We start from the raw sequence: 18,161 nt of genomic DNA, 5'->3' as shown, positions 1-18,161 counted from the left end.
CAAGCCTGCCAAGCGAGAGACCATGAGCCAGTTGTGGAGTCCCAACGTTCGGGAACTGACCCCCTACGTGCCGGGCGAACAGCCCCGCGAGAAGCTGATCAAGCTCAACACCAACGAGAACCCCTACCCGCCCGCGCCTGGCGTGGAACGGGTCCTGCGCGAGTTCTCGGCGGACCATCTGCGGCGCTACCCGGACCCCACCTCGAGCGCCCTGCGTGAGGCCCTGGCCCAGGCCCTCGGCACGACCTCCGCCAACGTCTTCGCCGGCAATGGCTCCGACGAGGTGCTGGCGCTGGCCTTCCAGGCCTTCTTCCGCCAGGACAAGCCGCTGGCGATGCCGGATATCTCCTACAGCTTCTATCCGGTCTACTGCCGCATGTACGACATCGACAGCCAGCGTTTCGCGCTGGACGATCAGTGGCGTGTCGACCTGGACGCCCTGGCCAGCGACAGCGGCGGCGTGATCTTTGCCAACCCCAATGCCCCCACCGGTCACGGCCATGGCCGCGAGGCCATCGCGGCCTTGCTCGACAAGGTCACCGACCGCGTGGTGCTGGTGGACGAAGCCTACGTGGACTTTGGCGGCGAGAGCGCCGTTCCCCTGGTCGAGCGCTACCCCAACCTGCTGGTGACCGGCACCTTCTCCAAGTCGCGCAGCCTGGCAGGGCTTCGCCTTGGCTACGCGGTGGGCTCACCGGAGTTGATCGAGGGCCTGACCCGGGTGAAGGACTCCTTCAACTCCTACCCGGTGGACGCCCTGGCCAGCGCCATCGGCATCGCCGCACTGGAAGACAGCGACTACTTCGAGGCCACGCGTCAGGCGGTGATCACCACACGCGAACGTACTCGCCAGCGTCTCGATGACCTGGGCTTCGAGGTGCTACCGTCACAGACCAACTTCGTGCTGGCGTCACACCCCAAGCACGACGCAGCCCAGCTTTTCGTCGGTCTGCGCGAGCGCGGCATCCTGGTACGCCACTTCAATACCGAGACGCTGCGCGATCATCTGCGTATTTCCATCGGCACCGATGACGAGATGGACTCGCTGATCGAGGTGCTCAGCGACCTCTGTCGCTAGGCCACAACATCGGGCGCCGCGCGGCGCCCCTTCTTTGCAAGAGGCCCCCATGAGTGAGCGTCTGCCGGTGACCGGAGTGCACCACGTCGCCCTGATCACCGCCGACTACGAACGCGCCCGGCGCTTCTATATTGAGGTGCTCGACGCCCGCATCCTCAACGAGGCCTACCGCCACGAGCGTGACAGCTACAAGCTGGACCTTGCCCTGCCCGGAGGCATCCAGCTCGAGCTGTTCTCCTTTCCCTCTCCGCCACCTCGGCCAAGCTATCCCGAGGCCTGCGGTCTTCGTCACCTTGCCCTGGCAACATCAGACCTGGACGCCAGCGTCGCGTTGCTGAAGCGGCGTGGCGCGCGACCCGAACCTATCCGAGTCGACGAGTTCACCGGTGCCCGCTTCACCTTCTTCGCCGATCCTGACGGAACGCCTATCGAACTCTACGAGACGCAAGCCTGACGTCACCGCAACCACACAGCGCTTCAGCCGATTCCGCCACTGTCCCTGACCCGCGAGGCAAGCACCATGCTCAAGGTAGGCTTCTTCAGCTCTCAGCCCTACGAACGCCCCTTCTTTTCCGATGAGCATCACCCGCAGCTGAGTATCGTGAACTTCGAGCAACGCCTCAGCGCCCGCACCGTGACCCTCTGCCAGGGACTCGATGCAGTGTGCGTATTCGTCAACGATGAGCTGGATCGCACCGTGCTCGAGCGTCTGGCCGTGGTAGGAGTGCGTCTGGTCGCGCTCAGGTGTGCAGGATTCAACAACGTTGACCTCGACGCCGCTCGCCGGCTCAACATCCAGGTGTGTCGCGTACCGTCCTACAGCCCCGACGCCGTTGCCGAGCACTGTGTCGCCCTGATGCTCACGCTCAGCCGCAAGATCCACAAGGCCTACAACCGGGTGCGTGAGGACAACTTCGACCTCAATGGCCTGCTCGGCTTCAACCTCGCCGGCAAGACCGTCGGGATCGTCGGCTTCGGCCAGATCGGCCGCTCCCTGGCGGGTATCCTGAGCGGCTTTGGCTGCCGCGTGCTGGTCACCGACCCAGCCCCCATCCGCATCCCTAACCAAGCCGACATCGCGCAGGTCGAGTTCGATGAATTGCTGGCACACAGCGACATCATCTCGCTGCACTGTCCGCTCACCCCAGACACCCACCACCTGATCGACGAGTCGGCCTTTTCCCGAATGAAGGACGGGGTGATGCTGATCAACACAAGCCGCGGCGCCCTGGTCGACACACGCGCCTGTATCGAAGCCCTGAAACGTCGCAAGCTCGGCTACCTGGGTCTCGACGTCTACGAGCAGGAAGCCGGCATGTTCTTCGAGGACCGCAGCGACGACATCCCGCTGGACGACGTCTTTGCCCGCCTTATCAGCTTCCCCAATGTCGTCGTCACCGGCCACCAGGGCTTCTTCACCCGGGAAGCCCTGAGTGAGATCGCATCGACCACGCTGGAAAGCCTCACCGCCTTCGAGGAAGGGCGTTCTCTCGATCAGCACTGTCAGCTCTAGAGAGTCGACGCTGCCCTGAACAAAAGAAGGCCCAACTCCTCTTGGAGTTGGGCCTTCTTTTGAATAAATACCTGACGATGACACGTAGACAGCAAGGTCGCTCGCATGGGGGTGAGTCACCCCAGCGCTCTTTACAAGGGCTGCGGCAACGCCGCAAGAGGAGACGAACGACGCGAGCCCGCCCTTTAGAAGAGCCAGGCCGGACCGCACCTCGGGGGCGGCGGCGCGGCCCCACATATAAAGAGAGGGGCTGAACTTGTAGAGAGCCATGCATGCGCTCTTTACAAAACGAAGGCCCGACTATCTCTCGATAATCGGGCCTACTTCTGAATAAATGCCTGACGATGACGCTTAGACAGCAAGGTCGCTCGCATGGGGGTGAGTCACCCCAGGGTTTGCAGCGAAGCTGCAAGGGGGGACGAACGACGCGAGCTTGCGAGCGGCCGGACCGCGCCGAGGGGGTTATCGGCGCGGCCCCACATATAAAGAGGGGGGTCTTCCCCATGCGTACGAAAAAGCCCAACTCCTCTCGGAATTGGGCTTCTTCTGAATAAATGCCTGACGATGACCTACTCTCGCATGGGGAGACCCCACACTACCATCGGCGCTGAGCGGTTTCACTTCTGAGTTCAGCAAGGGATCAGGTGGTTCCCACTCGCTATGGTCGTCAGGCGGAAAAAGGCAATGTATATCATGCTGACGATACGTTTCATCGTATCCGTCAATTGATTCGAGACATCATCGACCAAAACCCTTTGGGTGTTATATGGTCAAGCCTCACGGACCATTAGTACCGGTTAGCTCAACGCCTTGCAGCGCTTCCACACCCGGCCTATCAACCAGCTGGTCTTGCTGGGTCCTTTAGGAGGCTCAAGGCCTCAGGGAGATCTCATCTTGAAGGGGGCTTCCCGCTTAGATGCTTTCAGCGGTTATCCCGTCCGTACATAGCTACCCGGCAATGCCACTGGCGTGACAACCGGAACACCAGAGGTACGTCCACTCCGGTCCTCTCGTACTAGGAGCAGCGCTTCTCAAATCTCCAACGCCCACGGCAGATAGGGACCGAACTGTCTCACGACGTTCTAAACCCAGCTCGCGTACCACTTTAAATGGCGAACAGCCATACCCTTGGGACCGACTTCAGCCCCAGGATGTGATGAGCCGACATCGAGGTGCCAAACACCGCCGTCGATGTGAACTCTTGGGCGGTATCAGCCTGTTATCCCCGGAGTACCTTTTATCCGTTGAGCGATGGCCCTTCCATACAGAACCACCGGATCACTAGAACCTACTTTCGTATCTGCTCGACGTGTCTGTCTCGCAGTTAAGCACCCTTATGCTCTTGCACTCACTGCACGATTTCCAACCGTGCTGAGGGTACCTTCGTGCTCCTCCGTTACTCTTTGGGAGGAGACCGCCCCAGTCAAACTACCCACCACACACGGTCCTCGAACCGGATTACGGTCCTGAGTTAGAACGCCAATGATGCCAGGCTGGTATTTCAAGGTTGGCTCCACCCCATCTGGCGACAGGGTTTCAAAGCCTCCCAGCTATCCTACACAAGCAACATCAGCGTCCAGTGTGAAGCTGTAGTAAAGGTTCACGGGGTCTTTCCGTCTAGCCGCGGGTACACAGCATCTTCACTGCGATTTCAATTTCACTGAGTCTCGGGTGGAGACAGCGTGGCCATCATTACGCCATTCGTGCAGGTCGGAACTTACCCGACAAGGAATTTCGCTACCTTAGGACCGTTATAGTTACGGCCGCCGTTTACCGGGGCTTCGATCAGGAGCTTCGCGTGAGCTAACACCATCACTTAACCTTCCGGCACCGGGCAGGCGTCACACCCTATACGTCCGCTTGCGCGTTTGCAGAGTGCTGTGTTTTTAATAAACAGTTGCAGCCACCTGGTATCTTCGACCGCGTCAGGCTCCGGTCGCGAGGACCTTCACCCTAATGCGGCGTGCCTTCTCCCGAAGTTACGGCACCATTTTGCCTAGTTCCTTCACCCGAGTTCTCTCAAGCGCCTTGGTATTCTCTACCTGACCACCTGTGTCGGTTTGGGGTACGGTCTCACAGTATCTGAAGCTTAGAGGCTTTTCCTGGAAGCGTGGCATCGATGACTTCCTGACCGTAGTCAGTTCGTCTCGCCTCTCGGCCTTGAGGATCCGGATTTACCTGAATCCTCAGCCTACCGGCTTTCACCAGGACAACCAACGCCTGGCTCACCTAGCCTTCTTCGTCCCCCCATCGCAATACTGTGAGGTACGGGAATATTGACCCGTTTCCCATCGACTACGCCTTTCGGCCTCGCCTTAGGGGCCGACTCACTCTGCTCCGATTAGCGTCGAACAGAAACCCTTGGTCTTCCGGCGGGGGAGTTTTTCACTCCCCTTGTCGTTACTCATGTCAGCATTCGCACTCGTGATACCTCCAGCATGCTTCTCAACACACCTTCATCGGCTTACACGACGCTCCTCTACCGCTCGTCATTCGACGAACCCGTAGCTTCGGTACCTGGTTTGAGCCCCGTTACATCTTCCGCGCAGGCCGACTCGACTAGTGAGCTATTACGCTTTCTTTAAAGGATGGCTGCTTCTAAGCCAACCTCCTAGCTGTCTAAGCCTTCCCACATCGTTTCCCACTTAACCAGGATTTCGGGACCTTAGCTGACGGTCTGGGTTGTTTCCCTTTTCACAACGGACGTTAGCACCCGCTGTGTGTCTCCCACGCTTGCACTCACCGGTATTCGGAGTTTGCCTCGGGTTGGTAAGTCGGGATGACCCCCTAGCCGAAACAGTGCTCTACCCCCGGCGGTGATACGTGAGGCGCTACCTAAATAGCTTTCGAGGAGAACCAGCTATCTCCGGGCTTGATTAGCCTTTCACTCCGATCCACAAGTCATCCAAATCTTTTTCAACAGATCCTGGTTCGGTCCTCCAGTTGATGTTACTCAACCTTCAACCTGCTCATGGATAGATCGCCCGGTTTCGGGTCTATTTCCAGCGACTGGTCGCCCAGTTAAGACTCGATTTCTCTACGCCTCCCCTATACGGTTAAGCTCGCCACTGAAAATAAGTCGCTGACCCATTATACAAAAGGTACGCGGTCACCAAACAAGTTGGCTCCCACTGCTTGTACGCATACGGTTTCAGGATCTATTTCACTCCCCTCTCCGGGGTTCTTTTCGCCTTTCCCTCACGGTACTGGTTCACTATCGGTCAGTCAGGAGTATTTAGCCTTGGAGGATGGTCCCCCCGTCTTCAGTCAAGGTTTCACGTGCCTCGACCTACTCGATTTCACAACACTCAGGTTTCGGTTACGGGGCTATCACCCACTATGGCCAGACTTCCCAGTCTGTTCACCTACCAGTTGTGTTGCTTAAGGGCTGGTCCCCGTTCGCTCGCCGCTACTAGGGGAATCTCGGTTGATTTCTTTTCCTCGGGGTACTTAGATGTTTCAGTTCCCCCGGTTCGCCTCTCATGTCTATATATTCAACATGAGATACCCAAGTTACCTTGGGTGGGTTTCCCCATTCAGAGATGTCCGGGTCGCAGGTCGTTTGCCACCTCGCCGAACCTTATCGCAGGCTTCCACGTCTTTCATCGCCTCTGACTGCCTAGGCATCCACCGTATGCGCTTCATCGCTTGACCATATAACCCCAAAGGGTCTGTCAATCGATGATGTCACGACAATTGCCGGATACGCTTGAAACGTATCTTACTTTGTCAGCATGATATACATTGTTAAAGAGCGTTAGAGCAAAAGCTCTAAGCGAGAGACTTGATACCGCCTGATGGCGAACAAGTATCTTGCTTAGAACTTGACGACTGTTTACTTGAGACCGAAGAAATGGTGGAGCCTAGCGGGATCGAACCGCTGACCTCAACACTGCCAGTGTTGCGCTCTCCCAGCTGAGCTAAGGCCCCATATCGCTTTGGGTTGTTGACCAGAACCAGCTGAGAAATGGTGGGTCTGGGCAGATTTGAACTGCCGACCTCACCCTTATCAGGGGTGCGCTCTAACCAACTGAGCTACAGACCCATTTGTCACGCTGGGTCTTAGCATTTAACCCAAACAGTCACTGCTCTTGCTTGATCAGGTAATTCATTGTGAGCACTTACCGACAGTCAGATGACGTGTCGTTTAAGGAGGTGATCCAGCCGCAGGTTCCCCTACGGCTACCTTGTTACGACTTCACCCCAGTCATGAACCACACCGTGGTGATCGCCCTCCGAAGTTAGGCTAACCACTTCTGGTGCAGTCCACTCCCATGGTGTGACGGGCGGTGTGTACAAGGCCCGGGAACGTATTCACCGTGACATTCTGATTCACGATTACTAGCGATTCCGACTTCACGGAGTCGAGTTGCAGACTCCGATCCGGACTGAGACCGGCTTTATGGGATTAGCTCCACCTCGCGGATTCGCAACCCATTGTACCGGCCATTGTAGCACGTGTGTAGCCCTACCCGTAAGGGCCATGATGACTTGACGTCGTCCCCACCTTCCTCCGGTTTGTCACCGGCAGTCTCCCTAGAGTTCCCGACCGAATCGCTGGCAAATAGGGACAAGGGTTGCGCTCGTTACGGGACTTAACCCAACATTTCACAACACGAGCTGACGACAGCCATGCAGCACCTGTCTGAGAGCTCCCGAAGGCACCAATCCATCTCTGGAAAGTTCTCTCGATGTCAAGGGTAGGTAAGGTTCTTCGCGTTGCATCGAATTAAACCACATGCTCCACCGCTTGTGCGGGCCCCCGTCAATTCATTTGAGTTTTAACCTTGCGGCCGTACTCCCCAGGCGGTCGACTTATCGCGTTAACTGCGCCACAAAGCTCTCAAGGAGCCCAACGGCTAGTCGACATCGTTTACGGCGTGGACTACCAGGGTATCTAATCCTGTTTGCTACCCACGCTTTCGCACCTCAGCGTCAGTGTCAGTCCAGAAGGCCGCCTTCGCCACTGGTATTCCTCCCGATCTCTACGCATTTCACCGCTACACCGGGAATTCTACCTTCCTCTCCTGCACTCTAGCCTGACAGTTCCGGATGCCGTTCCCAGGTTGAGCCCGGGGCTTTCACAACCGGCTTATCAAGCCGCCTACGCGCGCTTTACGCCCAGTAATTCCGATTAACGCTCGCACCCTCCGTATTACCGCGGCTGCTGGCACGGAGTTAGCCGGTGCTTCTTCTGTGAGTGATGTCCTCCCTCGAGGGTATTAACCTCAAGGCTTTCTTCCTCACTGAAAGTGCTTTACAACCCGAAGGCCTTCTTCACACACGCGGCATGGCTGGATCAGGCTTTCGCCCATTGTCCAATATTCCCCACTGCTGCCTCCCGTAGGAGTTCGGGCCGTGTCTCAGTCCCGATGTGGCTGATCATCCTCTCAGACCAGCTACGGATCGCAGCCTTGGTGAGCCGTTACCTCACCAACTAGCTAATCCGACATAGGCTCATCCGATAGCGCAAGGTCCGAAGATCCCCTGCTTTCCCCCGTAGGGCGTATGCGGTATTAGCCTGGGTTTCCCCAGGTTATCCCCCACTACCGGGCAGATTCCTATGCATTACTCACCCGTCCGCCGCTCGACGCCTCCTAGCAAGCTAGGATCGTTTCCGCTCGACTTGCATGTGTTAGGCCTGCCGCCAGCGTTCAATCTGAGCCATGATCAAACTCTTCAGTTTAAAGTCTGATAGTCCGTTAAGCGGACCAAACTTGGCTCAAGGTTCAAACGTCTCGTTTGACGAGTCGCTTGCCTTGATATTTCAGTGACAGTGCCACTGACTCATCGGCAAGCGCCCACATGAATTACCTGATCAAATTATTAAAGAGCATGCTCTTGACTCTATAGAGAGCTTAAAGAGCGTCTCGCTTTGCTGCGCCGCAGCCCGAATCGTTAACCCGAACCCTTGTCACAGCGCCCTGCGAGGAAGGCGTATTCTACAGAATCGAAGCGTTTCGTCAAGGCTTTCTTTTTCGCCGTACAAGCGATGCCTGCAGGACCCAAGAGAAAGCGAAGCGAGCCTGACGCGCATCCTGCGATGCCGTCCGGGCGACTCCGATCGAGTGGCGAGCATTTTACCGATTTCTCGTTGCCCGTCAAGTGGAAAATTTTTCGAAGACTTGAAAAAGCCTTTTCAAAACAATCACTTTTACCACCCTTCACCGCCTGTGACGTTTGCTCGTCGCCGGCAGCGGATGCGTACTTTACGCATCCCCTCCGCCCTTGGCAATACCCTTATGCAAAAAAGTTCATCGAGCTGTCTTCGGGGCGTCATCGACAGCGGTTCAGGCTTCAGTCACGATCTGGAGCAGGGCCTTACAGCGAGACGGTGCGCTCTTCCGATACGCCCCCTTGAGCAGTCGGCTGACTCGCGCGGTCCAGCAACTCCAGTATGGAGTGATAGGTAAGGCCGGAGTGCTGGGTCATGCCCATCTCGCAGGTTCTCGAATTGGAGACACCAAAGTCACAGCCCGCCACCTGCCCCGACAGATCGCGCAGCGATGAAGCCGTCAGTTCCGGTACGCGCAAGCCCTTGTCGCCGGCAAATCCGCAGCAACTGATACCATCCGGCACCACCACCTCCCTGGCACACGCACGCGCCAGCTCCACGAAGGAGTCGGTCAGCCCCTTGCGATGGCTGGAGCAGGTCACGTGCACCGCCACCTTGCAGTCCAGCGGCGTCACCTCCAGGCGCGGCAACAGGTGGTCATGGGCGAAGGCCACCGGCTCCTGCACCTTCAAGCGCTCATCCAGATGCCCCTCGACCTGCAAGCTGCAAGGACTGGTATCGAACAGCACCGGGAAACGACCGTTCTGGCTCGCGACCAGCAACTCCCGGTTGAGTTCGCGCGCCTTGTGCGTCGCCTCGTTATCCATCCCCTTGGAGGAAAACGCCATCCCGCAACACAGGTGGCCTGGCATTTCGGGAATGATGACGTCATACCCGGCTCTGTCGAGCAGGCTCAGTACGATCTCCATCACCGCACGCGCCGAGTCGTCCCGCTTGTCGGCGCCAAACACCCGAGTGGCGCAGGAAGGGAAGTACACCACCGAATCGCGCGGCCCCTCGGTGGACGATGCGCCCGCCGATGGCCGCGACGACTTGAGCACCCGAATCGGGGCGGCGGCGGGTATCGCCGGTATCCACTGTGGGACACGCTTGCCGCTGGCCTTGTGAGCACCCTGACTGGCTCGGGCCATCAAAGCGTCGCCGATGATCCCACGCCCCAGGCTGGCCGCACGCAGGCCGCCCCGGGCAATCTTGGTAGCCCCGGAGAAGTGACGCCCGATTCGCCTTGCCAATTCCTGCTTGCCGACATGACGTTCCTGGCGCATGGCGAGCACCATCTCGCCGGTATTGATACCGACCGGGCAGCGCGTCCCGCACATGCCATCGGCGGCGCAGGTGACATCGATATCGTAAAGCGCACTCTGCTCGAAGGCATCGCGACGCTCTCGCTCTTCATCGCTCAACTCATCCAGGGCTGCCAGGCGAGCTCGCTCGCGGGTCAGCACGATGCGCTGGCGAGGCGTCAGCGTCAGCTCGCGTGAAGGACACACGGCTTCGCAGAAGCCACACTCGATGCAGCGATCTACGATGGGGTCGGCCTCGGGCAATGGCTTCAGATTTTCGAGGTGCAGCGTCGGGTTGCGCGTCAGCATCACATCGGGGTTGAGCAGATGGCCCGGATCGAACAACGCCTTGATCTGCCACATCAGAGCATAGGCCTCTTCGCCCCACTCCAGCTCCACAAAGGGTGCCATGTTGCGGCCGGTGCCGTGCTCGGCCTTGAGCGAGCCACCGAAGTCCACGGCTACCAACTGGGCCACGTCGGCCATCAGCGCCTGGTAGCGCTCCTTCTCCCCCGGACGCTCAAAGCCCTGAGGGAAGACGAAGTGCAGATTGCCTTCCAGGGCGTGACCAAACAGCAGGGCGTCGTCGTAGCCATGGCGCTTGAACGCCTCGGTCAGGGCGGCGACACCCTCCTCCAGCCGTTCGATGGGAAAGGCCACGTCCTCGATCACCACGGTAGTTCCGAGATCACGCACAGCACCGACGGCGGGGAACAGTCCCTTGCGTACCTTCCAGTAGAGCGCGTAGCTGACCGGGTCTTCGGTGAAGGCGATGGGCTCGAGGGTGGTGATGCCTTCCAGCGCCTGGCCGACCTCCTCGATACGCGCCTCCAGCCGAGGCCCATCCTCCTCGCGGACATCCACCAGCAATGCCGTGGCGCCGTCCGGTAGCTCACGCAGCTGCTCCGGCATGCCCGGCTGCCGCTCCACCGAACGCAGCCCCGCACGATCCATCAGTTCCACCGCCGCCACGCCGGTGCCACGCAAGGCGATGGTGGCACGGCAGGCGCTGCCGAGATCCGGGAAGAAGATCAGGGCGGCGGCCTTGCGTGGCGGCTCCGGCACCGACTGATAGGTAATCCGCGTGATACAGCCCAGGGTACCCTCGGAGCCGATCATCAGGTGGGCCAGGATGTCCACACCGTCACGGAAATCCACCAGGCTGTTGAGAGCGTAGCCGGTGGTGTTTTTCAGGCGATACTTGTGGCGAATGCGCTTGGCCAGCTCGAGATCGGTGCGCACATTGGTCGACAGTCGCTCCAGCCCATCGAGCAGGGCCGCATGGCTTTGACGAAAGGCTGCCACGCTGTCGGCATCGGCGGTATCCAGTACCGTGCCATCGAGCAGCACCATGCGCAGGCTGTCCAGGGTCCGATAAGTATTCTGGGCGGTGCCACAGCACATGCCCGATGCATTGTTGGCGGCGATGCCGCCGATCATGCAACTGGCGATGGACGCCGGGTCCGGCCCGATCTTGCGCCCAAAGGGCGCCAGCAGCTCGTTGGCCCTGGCGCCGATAACACCGGGCTGCAGGTCAATTCTGGCACCGTCATCGAGCACCCTGGCATCGCGCCAGCCACGTCCCAGCTGAATCAGCACCCCATCGGTGATGGCTTGACCGGACAGCGAGGTACCTGCGGCGCGGAAGGTCATCGGCCAGTTGCCCTCGCGGCAGGCGCCAATGACTTCGACAAGCTCCTGTTCGGTCTCCGGCCTCACCACCAGGCTCGGCACCAGCCGATAGAAGCTGGCATCGGTACCGTAGGCCAGCCGGCGCAGCGGATCCTGGACCAATCGCTCGATGGGCAGGCGTTCGGTCAGCATCGCCGTCAACTCATCGATGGAAATGCTGGGCTTGGTGGTGGTGATGGCCGTCATGGTGCGCTCCCTGTCTGATTATTCGCTATTGCAGCCGTTCAGATACTAAAACGCCACTCCGAAGAGTGGCGTTTGGCGCTAGGGGTTAGCCCCTGACGTCGATCTGGACGATGCCGCCGCCCCCGCCATAGCCGCTGACGGTAACGTCATAGACACCTGGCTCCAGACGGGTTTCGATCAGCGAGCCGAGTTGGGTACTGCCACCGTCGTCGTCCTGGAAGAAGACGCCCTCACCCTCGAGCTCCAACAGCGTATCCACGGCGTCAGACTGAGTCTCGATGCTGATGACGCCAGCCTCTTCAACCACCAGCTGGTAGTTGAGCCTGCCGCTGGCATCGAGCTGACCGTAGAGGGTCTCGCCGGTGTGAATTTCACCCTCGGAGCGCAGTTCGCCGCTGAAGGGCGTCTGCGACAGGCTCAGCGAGTAGGTGCCGGAGCCACTGAAGCTTCGCGCATCGACACTGTAGGTACCAGCCTCGAGGATCGCGCTGATACGCGAATTGGTACCCGAGCCACCATCGTCATCGCTGGTGTCGATTCCTTCGCCGCGCAGGCCAAGCATGGCGTCGAAGGCGCTGGAGTTCATCTCCAAGGTCACCTCTGCGGCGTCTTCCAGGGTGAAACTGTATTGATTGACACCGCTGGCCCCCACCATGCCGCGCACCGTCTCTCCCTGCTGCAGCTCACCGCTGTTGCGCATTTCGCCATCGAAGGCAGTGACGTCGGTCTCCAGCCGGAACATGCCGGAAGCGACCCCCGAGTAGCTTGCCACCTCGATGCGATAGCTGCCGGGCTCGAGCACCTCGCTCAGCCGCGAATTGGTACCACCGCCGCCGTCATCGTCACTGAGCGACACACCGTTGCCCTCGAGATAGAGCTGGGTGTCGAAGGCAGAGGACGACAGTGCAATCGTCACCTCGGAAGGCTGCTCGATGTCCAGGGTGTAGGCATTGGGTTGAAACCCGCCGGCCATGCCCTGCACAGACTCACCTGGCTCGATGGCCCCTTCGTTCTTCAATTCGCCGTCGAAGGGCGAGGTCGAAAGCTCCAGCGAATAGCCGCCGGACTCGCCCCCGTAGCCGCTGACCACCACCCGGTAGTCGCCCGGCATCAGTACGCTGTCGAGATGAGAGTCGGTACCGCTGCCCGAATCATCGACCTCGATATTGGTCTGGCCGCCGCGTACCCGCAGCACGGTGTCGAAATCGCTGGAGGCGAGCGCCAGATTGACGCTGGTGGGCTCGTCGATCTTGAGGCTGTAGGTGTTGCTGGAGGAGGCGTCGGCCAGGGTACCGGTGATGCTGTCACCGGCGCGCAGCGGTCCGGCATTACGCTCGCCGCTGGAAAGATCGGCTTGCTGCATCGACAGACGATAGCCGTCACCGACGCTGACGAAGTCATCCTGGCATTCCACGTCCACGCGTTCCTTGACCGGCTGACCAGGCGTCACACGCACCTCATAGTCACCAGGATCGAGGAAGGTCTTCAGGGTCTGCTGATCATCACCGCAGCGCGCGGCCTTATGCTCGACACCATCGCCACTGAGCACCAGCGATGCGTCAGACGCACCGGCAAGCACCAGAGAGACCTGGCGAGCCTGCTCGAGCGAGAAGCTGTAGCTCGCCGCCTCGCCTCCCAGCGCCCCGACGACGTCCTGATCGTCGCCCAGCGTCTCGGACGCCTGGGCCTCACTCGGCTTCAGCGAGTAGGGACCGAAGCCTGCCATGTCGTCGCTGCTGACGACCACCAGCGAGCACCCCTCGGCGGAAGACAGCAACAGCGATGCCGGCGCCTCCTGGGTGCTGCTCGCACCTCCCTGCCACTTGCCGTCTTCGGAATACACCGAGAGGCTGGCGGCAAAGGGTGAATCGAGCCGGTACAGCACACCAGATTCGGCCTCGCCGCAGACCCAGCGACGGTCGTGGCGCGAGCCATCCTTGAGGTTGATCCCGCTTTGCGAGGTCAATTCGCCCTCAATCGCTTCGCCCAGCGCAACATCCGGCGCCTCGACAAACCGCCCGCCCTGGCTACCGCCGTCGTCCTGGCATCCGCTCAGCAAGACCGCCATGGACACCCCGCTGATCACCAGCAACGGGGAAATGGCCTTGCAAAGTGGGCGTTTCGACCCCGGACACTGCTGCTTGGACATGCCTGCCTCCATCAGTTGAGTTTCGCTTCCTGCGCCGACAACAGAACATCGTCGGGAACGCACACTATAGCCAACTTGCATGACGCGCGTCAGGACGCAAACCACTCCGATGTCGCAGGTGTCGCACGCGAGCACGGTGAATCAGGCGTCGCGCAGGATGACCACCAGTTCTCTCGGACCGTGTACGCCGTAGGCCAGCGTCTGCTCGATATCCGAGGTCTTGCTCGGCCCCGAGATCAGCAGCGCATTGGTCGGCATGGCGCTGGCCCAGCCTTGCCCGGTGACGACATCGAAGAAGGTGTCTTCGACGCTGTCGGCATCGAGCACGGCGATATGCAAAGGCGGCACCAGGCTCAGCAGACGCGGTTCATCCGGGGTCGGCCACAGCCATAGACTACCGGTCTCGGCGATGGCGCCACGGGTGGACGTAAGGCCAGCCTCGACGCCGTCGAACAGCTCACGCTTCCAGCCCTCGATGTCACGGTCGGCGTCGACCAGTTCGACCTCATGATCCGCGAGGGCCTCACGGGCCTGCTGCGCTACCGGATGCTCCCGGCCCAGCGCCAAGCGCTTGACGCCTTTGTCCGCCAGCACCCTGGCGAGGGTCTCGGTCCAGCCGGCAGAGTCACAGTGAATCACCTCGCCATGCACCGAGGAGATCCAATGCTCGAAGCGCTCGAGTCGTTCGTGGCGCGACCACTGGCGCCCGGTGACCACGCCGAAGTCGCTGTCGGGGGCCGACAGCGGTCCGCCCTGGCGATCGCGCAGGCGACCCAGGATATTGTCTCTGGCACTCATTCGCCCTGCTCCTTGCGATGACGCTTGATCAGCGTGTGAAGTGACGTCTTGGCCGGCTTCGGGGCGCTGCGGTACTGCGTCCAGGGCCCCAGGTGGGACGGCGCCAGCGCACGGAAGCTGCCGGCGACCAGGGTAGCGCCTCGCCAGGCTCCGGGATGGGTAGCCAGCCACTGCCAGCTCTTCCACGCGGCGACCTCCTTGCGCGAGCGCTTGACCCCGGCCCCTGGCACGTTGCCGACGCCGTCGCCCACGGCCTCACGCCGCAGTCGCACCAGCAGGTCCGGAATCGGGATCTTGACCGGGCACACCTCACCACAGGCGCCGCACAGGCTCGACGCCGACGGTAGATCCTTGGTCGCTTCAAGCCCCATGAGGTGCGGCATCAGGATGGCGCCGATCGGCCCCGGGTAGGTGGTGCCGTAGGTGTGACCGCCGACCCGGGTGTACACCGGGCAGTGGTTCATGCAAGCGCCGCAACGGATGCAGCGCAGGGTGTCGAGCAGTTCATCGTCCTGGTAGACCCGCGAGCGACCGCTGTCGACCAGCACCAGATGCACCTCTTCGGGACCGTCGTGTTCGTCGGCCTTGCGTGGCGAGCTGATCATGTTGAAGTAGGTGGTCACGTGCTGGCCGGTGGCAGAGCGCGTCAGCAGGGCGTAGAGCGGCGGCACGTCGGCCAGGTGCTCGACCACCTTCTCGATGCCGGTCACGGCGATGTGCACCGGCGGCGCGGTGGTGGTCAGGCGCCCGTTGCCCTCGTTCTCCACCAGGCACAGGGTACCGGTCTCGGCCACCGCGAAATTGACCCCGGACACCCCGACATCCGCCGTCATGAAACGCTCGCGCAGCTGGGCCCTGGCCGCTGCGGTCATCGCGTCCACGTCGGTGGTGCGCTCGGTCCCGGTGCGCTCGTGCATGATGTCGGAGATTTCGCCAGTATTGAGGTGAATCGCCGGCATGATGATATGAGACGGCGTCTGCTCGTTGAGCTGCACCAGGTACTCGCCCAGATCCGACTCCAGGGCATCGATGCCAGCCTTCTCCAGGTGGGCGTTCAGGTGCATTTCCTCGGACACCATGGACTTGCCCTTGATCACCGAGGACGCACCATGACGCTGACAGATCTCGGTGATCAGCTCGCAGGCCTGCTCGCCATTCTCGGCCCAGTGCACGCGGATGCCATTGGCCTCGCAGTTGGCCTCGAGCTGCTCCAGCAGGTCGGGCAGCTTCGACAGCGCACGTAGCCGGATATTGGCCCCCAGCTCACGCAGGGTCTCCAGGTCCCAGTCGTCGAAGGCCTTGCGCCGCTTGCCCATCAGGCCGTCCATCGCCTTGCGGAAGTTGGCACGGATCTGCGGATTCTCCAGCGCCTCGTGGGCCTGACGATGGAACGCCTGGGGGGTAAAGGTCTGAACAGGCTGGCTCATGAGGTCCTCCGCCACAGATAGGAAGCGATGTGCTCGCCTTCGAGCGTGCTGTCGCGGTGGGCCAGACGCCCGGCGATGTTCATCAGACAGCCACAGTCGGAGGTCACGAAACGCTCGGCGCCGGCGGCTTCGATGGCACGACTCTTGTCTTCGACCATGGCACCGGACACCTCCGGATGGCGCACCGCAAAGGTCCCGCCGAATCCACAGCATTCGCTGGCCCGCTCCTGCTCCACCAGCTCGACCTGGCCGAGCTTGGCCAGCAGCGCGGGGCCGGTCTCGGCGAGGCCCATTTCGCGACGGGCGCTGCACGAGGTATGCATGGCGACCTTCTCCGGCGCGCCTCGATCCTCAAGCGTCAGGTGGCAGACGTGCACCAGGAATTCGGTCAGTTCGAACACCCGATCGGCGACCTCCCTGGCCCTTGCCTCCTCGGGGGTGCCGGCAAACAGCGAGGGATAGTGGGTACGCATCATGCCGCCGCAGGAGCCGGACGGCACGATGATCGGCCAGGGCTCGGGGAACAGATCGAGCTGGGCCCTGGCCACCGCCCTGGCCTCGGTGTGATAGCCCGAGGTGTAGGCAGGCTGGCCGCAGCAGGTCTGGTCGTCGGGGAAGATCACCTCGATCCCTTCACGCTCGAGCAGCCGAACGGCATCGAGGCCAGCCTCGGGATAGAGCATGTCGATCAGACAGGTTCCGAACAGGTAGACCTTGTCGGGGCGAGGGGGATAAAGCTTGACGGCGGTCATCGCGGGGTCCTCAGGGTCAGGCACGGCAGGACGTTGTCGTTGTTCCCGGTATCAATAGCGGCACAACAGAGGCGAGCAGGCTACCGCTGCACGCCTCGTCTGCACCGCCGGAACCGAGGCCCCCGGAGCATCATCGGTCTTGCCAACGACCGCCAGGGATAGAGTTGGAGTAAATTGGTAAAACCAATTGACAACGCCGAATCTAGGCACAGTAGGTTCGCTCTTCCAGAGTGTCAAACCAGACGCCGATTTTTGCTCGGACTTTGCGCTATACTTTGGTCTATGTCTCGACGACCGTGAACGTAACAGGTTGATAATCTGGGAAGAACGAGGATCAGGACAGGCAACAGGACAACGCCGTTTATTGGTAATACCAATTAGTTGTCGTTACACTGGCGGCCTCGTTCCCACGTCGATGATAAACCGCCATGGCCTACCAGCCCGTGCGCCAGCCTCGCCTGGCCGATGTGATCACCGAGCGCCTCGAGGCGCTGATTCTGGAAGGCAGCCTGACCCCCGGCCAGCGCCTGCCCCCCGAACGCGAACTGGCCGAGCGCTTCGGTGTCTCGCGCCCGTCGTTGCGCGAAGCGATCCAGAAACTGGCCGCCCGCGGCCTGCTGGTCAGCCGCCAGGGCGGTGGCACCTATATCACCGAGGCCCTCAACAGCGGCTACAGCGACCCGCTGCTGGAGATGCTGTCTCGCCACGGCGAGTTCCACCTGGACCTGCTCGAATTCCGTGACGCCATGGAAGGCCTGTCAGCCTACTATGCGGCGCTGCGCTCGACACCCACCGACAGGGCGCTGTTGATTCAGCGCTTCGAAGAGCTCGAGACGTCCTTTCTCGGCGAGGACCCCCAGGGTGAGGCCAAGGCCGACGCCGCCTTCCACCTGGCGATCGCCGAGTCCGCCCACAACGTCCTTCTGCTGCACACCATTCGCGGCATCTTCCACCTGCTGGAACGCAGCATCGTCGACAATCTCGCCCATCTGTTCGAGAAGCCGGAGGCACGCCCCCGCCTGATGCAGCAGCACCGGGCACTGCTCGACGCCATCCTCGAGGGGCGCGCCGAAGACGCCCAGGCGCTGGCCCACGAACACCTGGTCTACGTCGAAGAGGGTCTGCTCGAGATGGAGCGCGCCGAGACCCGCTCGCAGCGAGCGCTGCGGCGTGCCCAGGTCATGCCGCCGCGCCGGTCGCGCTAGTC

Annotated in this window: 9 protein-coding genes, 2 tRNA genes and 3 rRNA genes; 4 read left to right on the top strand and 10 right to left on the bottom strand. The window is 60.9% G+C overall.

Annotated features, from left to right (window positions below):
- The first annotated feature begins 22 nt into the window (after positions 1–22).
- The 3 genes from hisC to NFG57_RS01490 all read left to right on the top strand — a co-directional run bounded on the left by hisC (position 23) and on the right by NFG57_RS01490 (position 2,591).
- Positions 23–1,078, top strand: a complete 1,056-nt coding sequence (gene hisC / locus NFG57_RS01500; protein WP_045994655.1) for a histidinol-phosphate transaminase — start codon at positions 23–25, stop codon at positions 1,076–1,078.
- A 49-nt stretch (positions 1,079–1,127) separates the two neighbouring features.
- Positions 1,128–1,532, top strand: a complete 405-nt coding sequence (locus tag NFG57_RS01495) for a VOC family protein (RefSeq protein WP_348815192.1) — start codon at positions 1,128–1,130, stop codon at positions 1,530–1,532.
- A 66-nt stretch (positions 1,533–1,598) separates the two neighbouring features.
- Positions 1,599–2,591 carry a 2-hydroxyacid dehydrogenase gene (locus NFG57_RS01490; protein WP_348815191.1) on the top strand — a complete coding sequence of 331 codons (993 nt, stop codon included), beginning with the start codon at positions 1,599–1,601 and terminating at the stop codon, positions 2,589–2,591.
- Positions 2,592–3,147: 556 nt separating this feature from the next.
- Here the strand turns inward: NFG57_RS01490 and rrf are convergent.
- The 10 genes from rrf to NFG57_RS01440 form a co-directional block, all read right to left on the bottom strand.
- Positions 3,148–3,263, bottom strand: a 5S ribosomal RNA gene (gene rrf / locus NFG57_RS01485).
- Between the two features lie 94 nt (positions 3,264–3,357).
- Positions 3,358–6,245: ribosomal RNA gene (locus NFG57_RS01480) — 23S ribosomal RNA — on the bottom strand.
- Between the two features lie 200 nt (positions 6,246–6,445).
- Positions 6,446–6,521, bottom strand: a tRNA-Ala gene (locus NFG57_RS01475).
- Positions 6,522–6,559: 38 nt separating this feature from the next.
- Positions 6,560–6,636 (bottom strand) — tRNA-Ile (locus NFG57_RS01470).
- Between the two features lie 103 nt (positions 6,637–6,739).
- Positions 6,740–8,277, bottom strand: a 16S ribosomal RNA gene (locus NFG57_RS01465).
- Together the 16S, 23S and 5S rRNA genes with 2 tRNA genes alongside form the textbook arrangement of a ribosomal RNA operon.
- A gap of 635 nt (positions 8,278–8,912) precedes the next feature.
- A complete protein-coding gene (locus NFG57_RS01460; protein WP_348815190.1) occupies positions 8,913–11,828 on the bottom strand; it encodes an FAD-binding and (Fe-S)-binding domain-containing protein in 2,916 nt (971 codons plus the stop codon).
- An 85-nt stretch (positions 11,829–11,913) separates the two neighbouring features.
- Positions 11,914–13,977 (bottom strand): hypothetical protein, encoded by a 2,064-nt coding sequence (locus tag NFG57_RS01455; RefSeq protein ID WP_348815189.1) that lies wholly within the window; start codon positions 13,975–13,977, stop codon positions 11,914–11,916.
- 141 nt (positions 13,978–14,118) lie between these two features.
- Complete coding sequence (locus NFG57_RS01450; protein WP_108449986.1) at positions 14,119–14,775, bottom strand: lactate utilization protein C; 657 nt, start codon at positions 14,773–14,775, stop codon at positions 14,119–14,121.
- Entirely contained in the window at positions 14,772–16,202 is a 1,431-nt protein-coding gene (locus tag NFG57_RS01445; RefSeq protein WP_348815188.1) for a LutB/LldF family L-lactate oxidation iron-sulfur protein, read from the bottom strand. The genes NFG57_RS01450 and NFG57_RS01445 overlap by 4 nt, the downstream gene beginning before the upstream one ends.
- On the bottom strand, positions 16,199–16,954 hold the full coding sequence (locus NFG57_RS01440) for a (Fe-S)-binding protein (RefSeq protein ID WP_045992224.1): 756 nt from the start codon (positions 16,952–16,954) through the stop codon (positions 16,199–16,201). Before NFG57_RS01440 ends, NFG57_RS01445 begins: the two co-directional genes overlap by 4 nt.
- A gap of 428 nt (positions 16,955–17,382) precedes the next feature.
- Between NFG57_RS01440 and NFG57_RS01435 the strand changes: the two genes are divergently transcribed.
- A complete protein-coding gene (locus tag NFG57_RS01435) occupies positions 17,383–18,159 on the top strand; it encodes a GntR family transcriptional regulator (protein ID WP_045992225.1) in 777 nt (258 codons plus the stop codon).
- Positions 18,160–18,161: the final 2 nt, after the last annotated feature.

Origin of the sequence: Halomonas sp. H10-59 (genome assembly GCF_040070555.1) — a bacterium.
GTDB classification, from domain to species: Bacteria; Pseudomonadota; Gammaproteobacteria; order Pseudomonadales; family Halomonadaceae; genus Halomonas; species Halomonas litopenaei.
The sequence above is the reverse complement of the archived record's forward strand: the minus strand, read 5'-3'. Positions and strand labels throughout refer to the sequence as shown.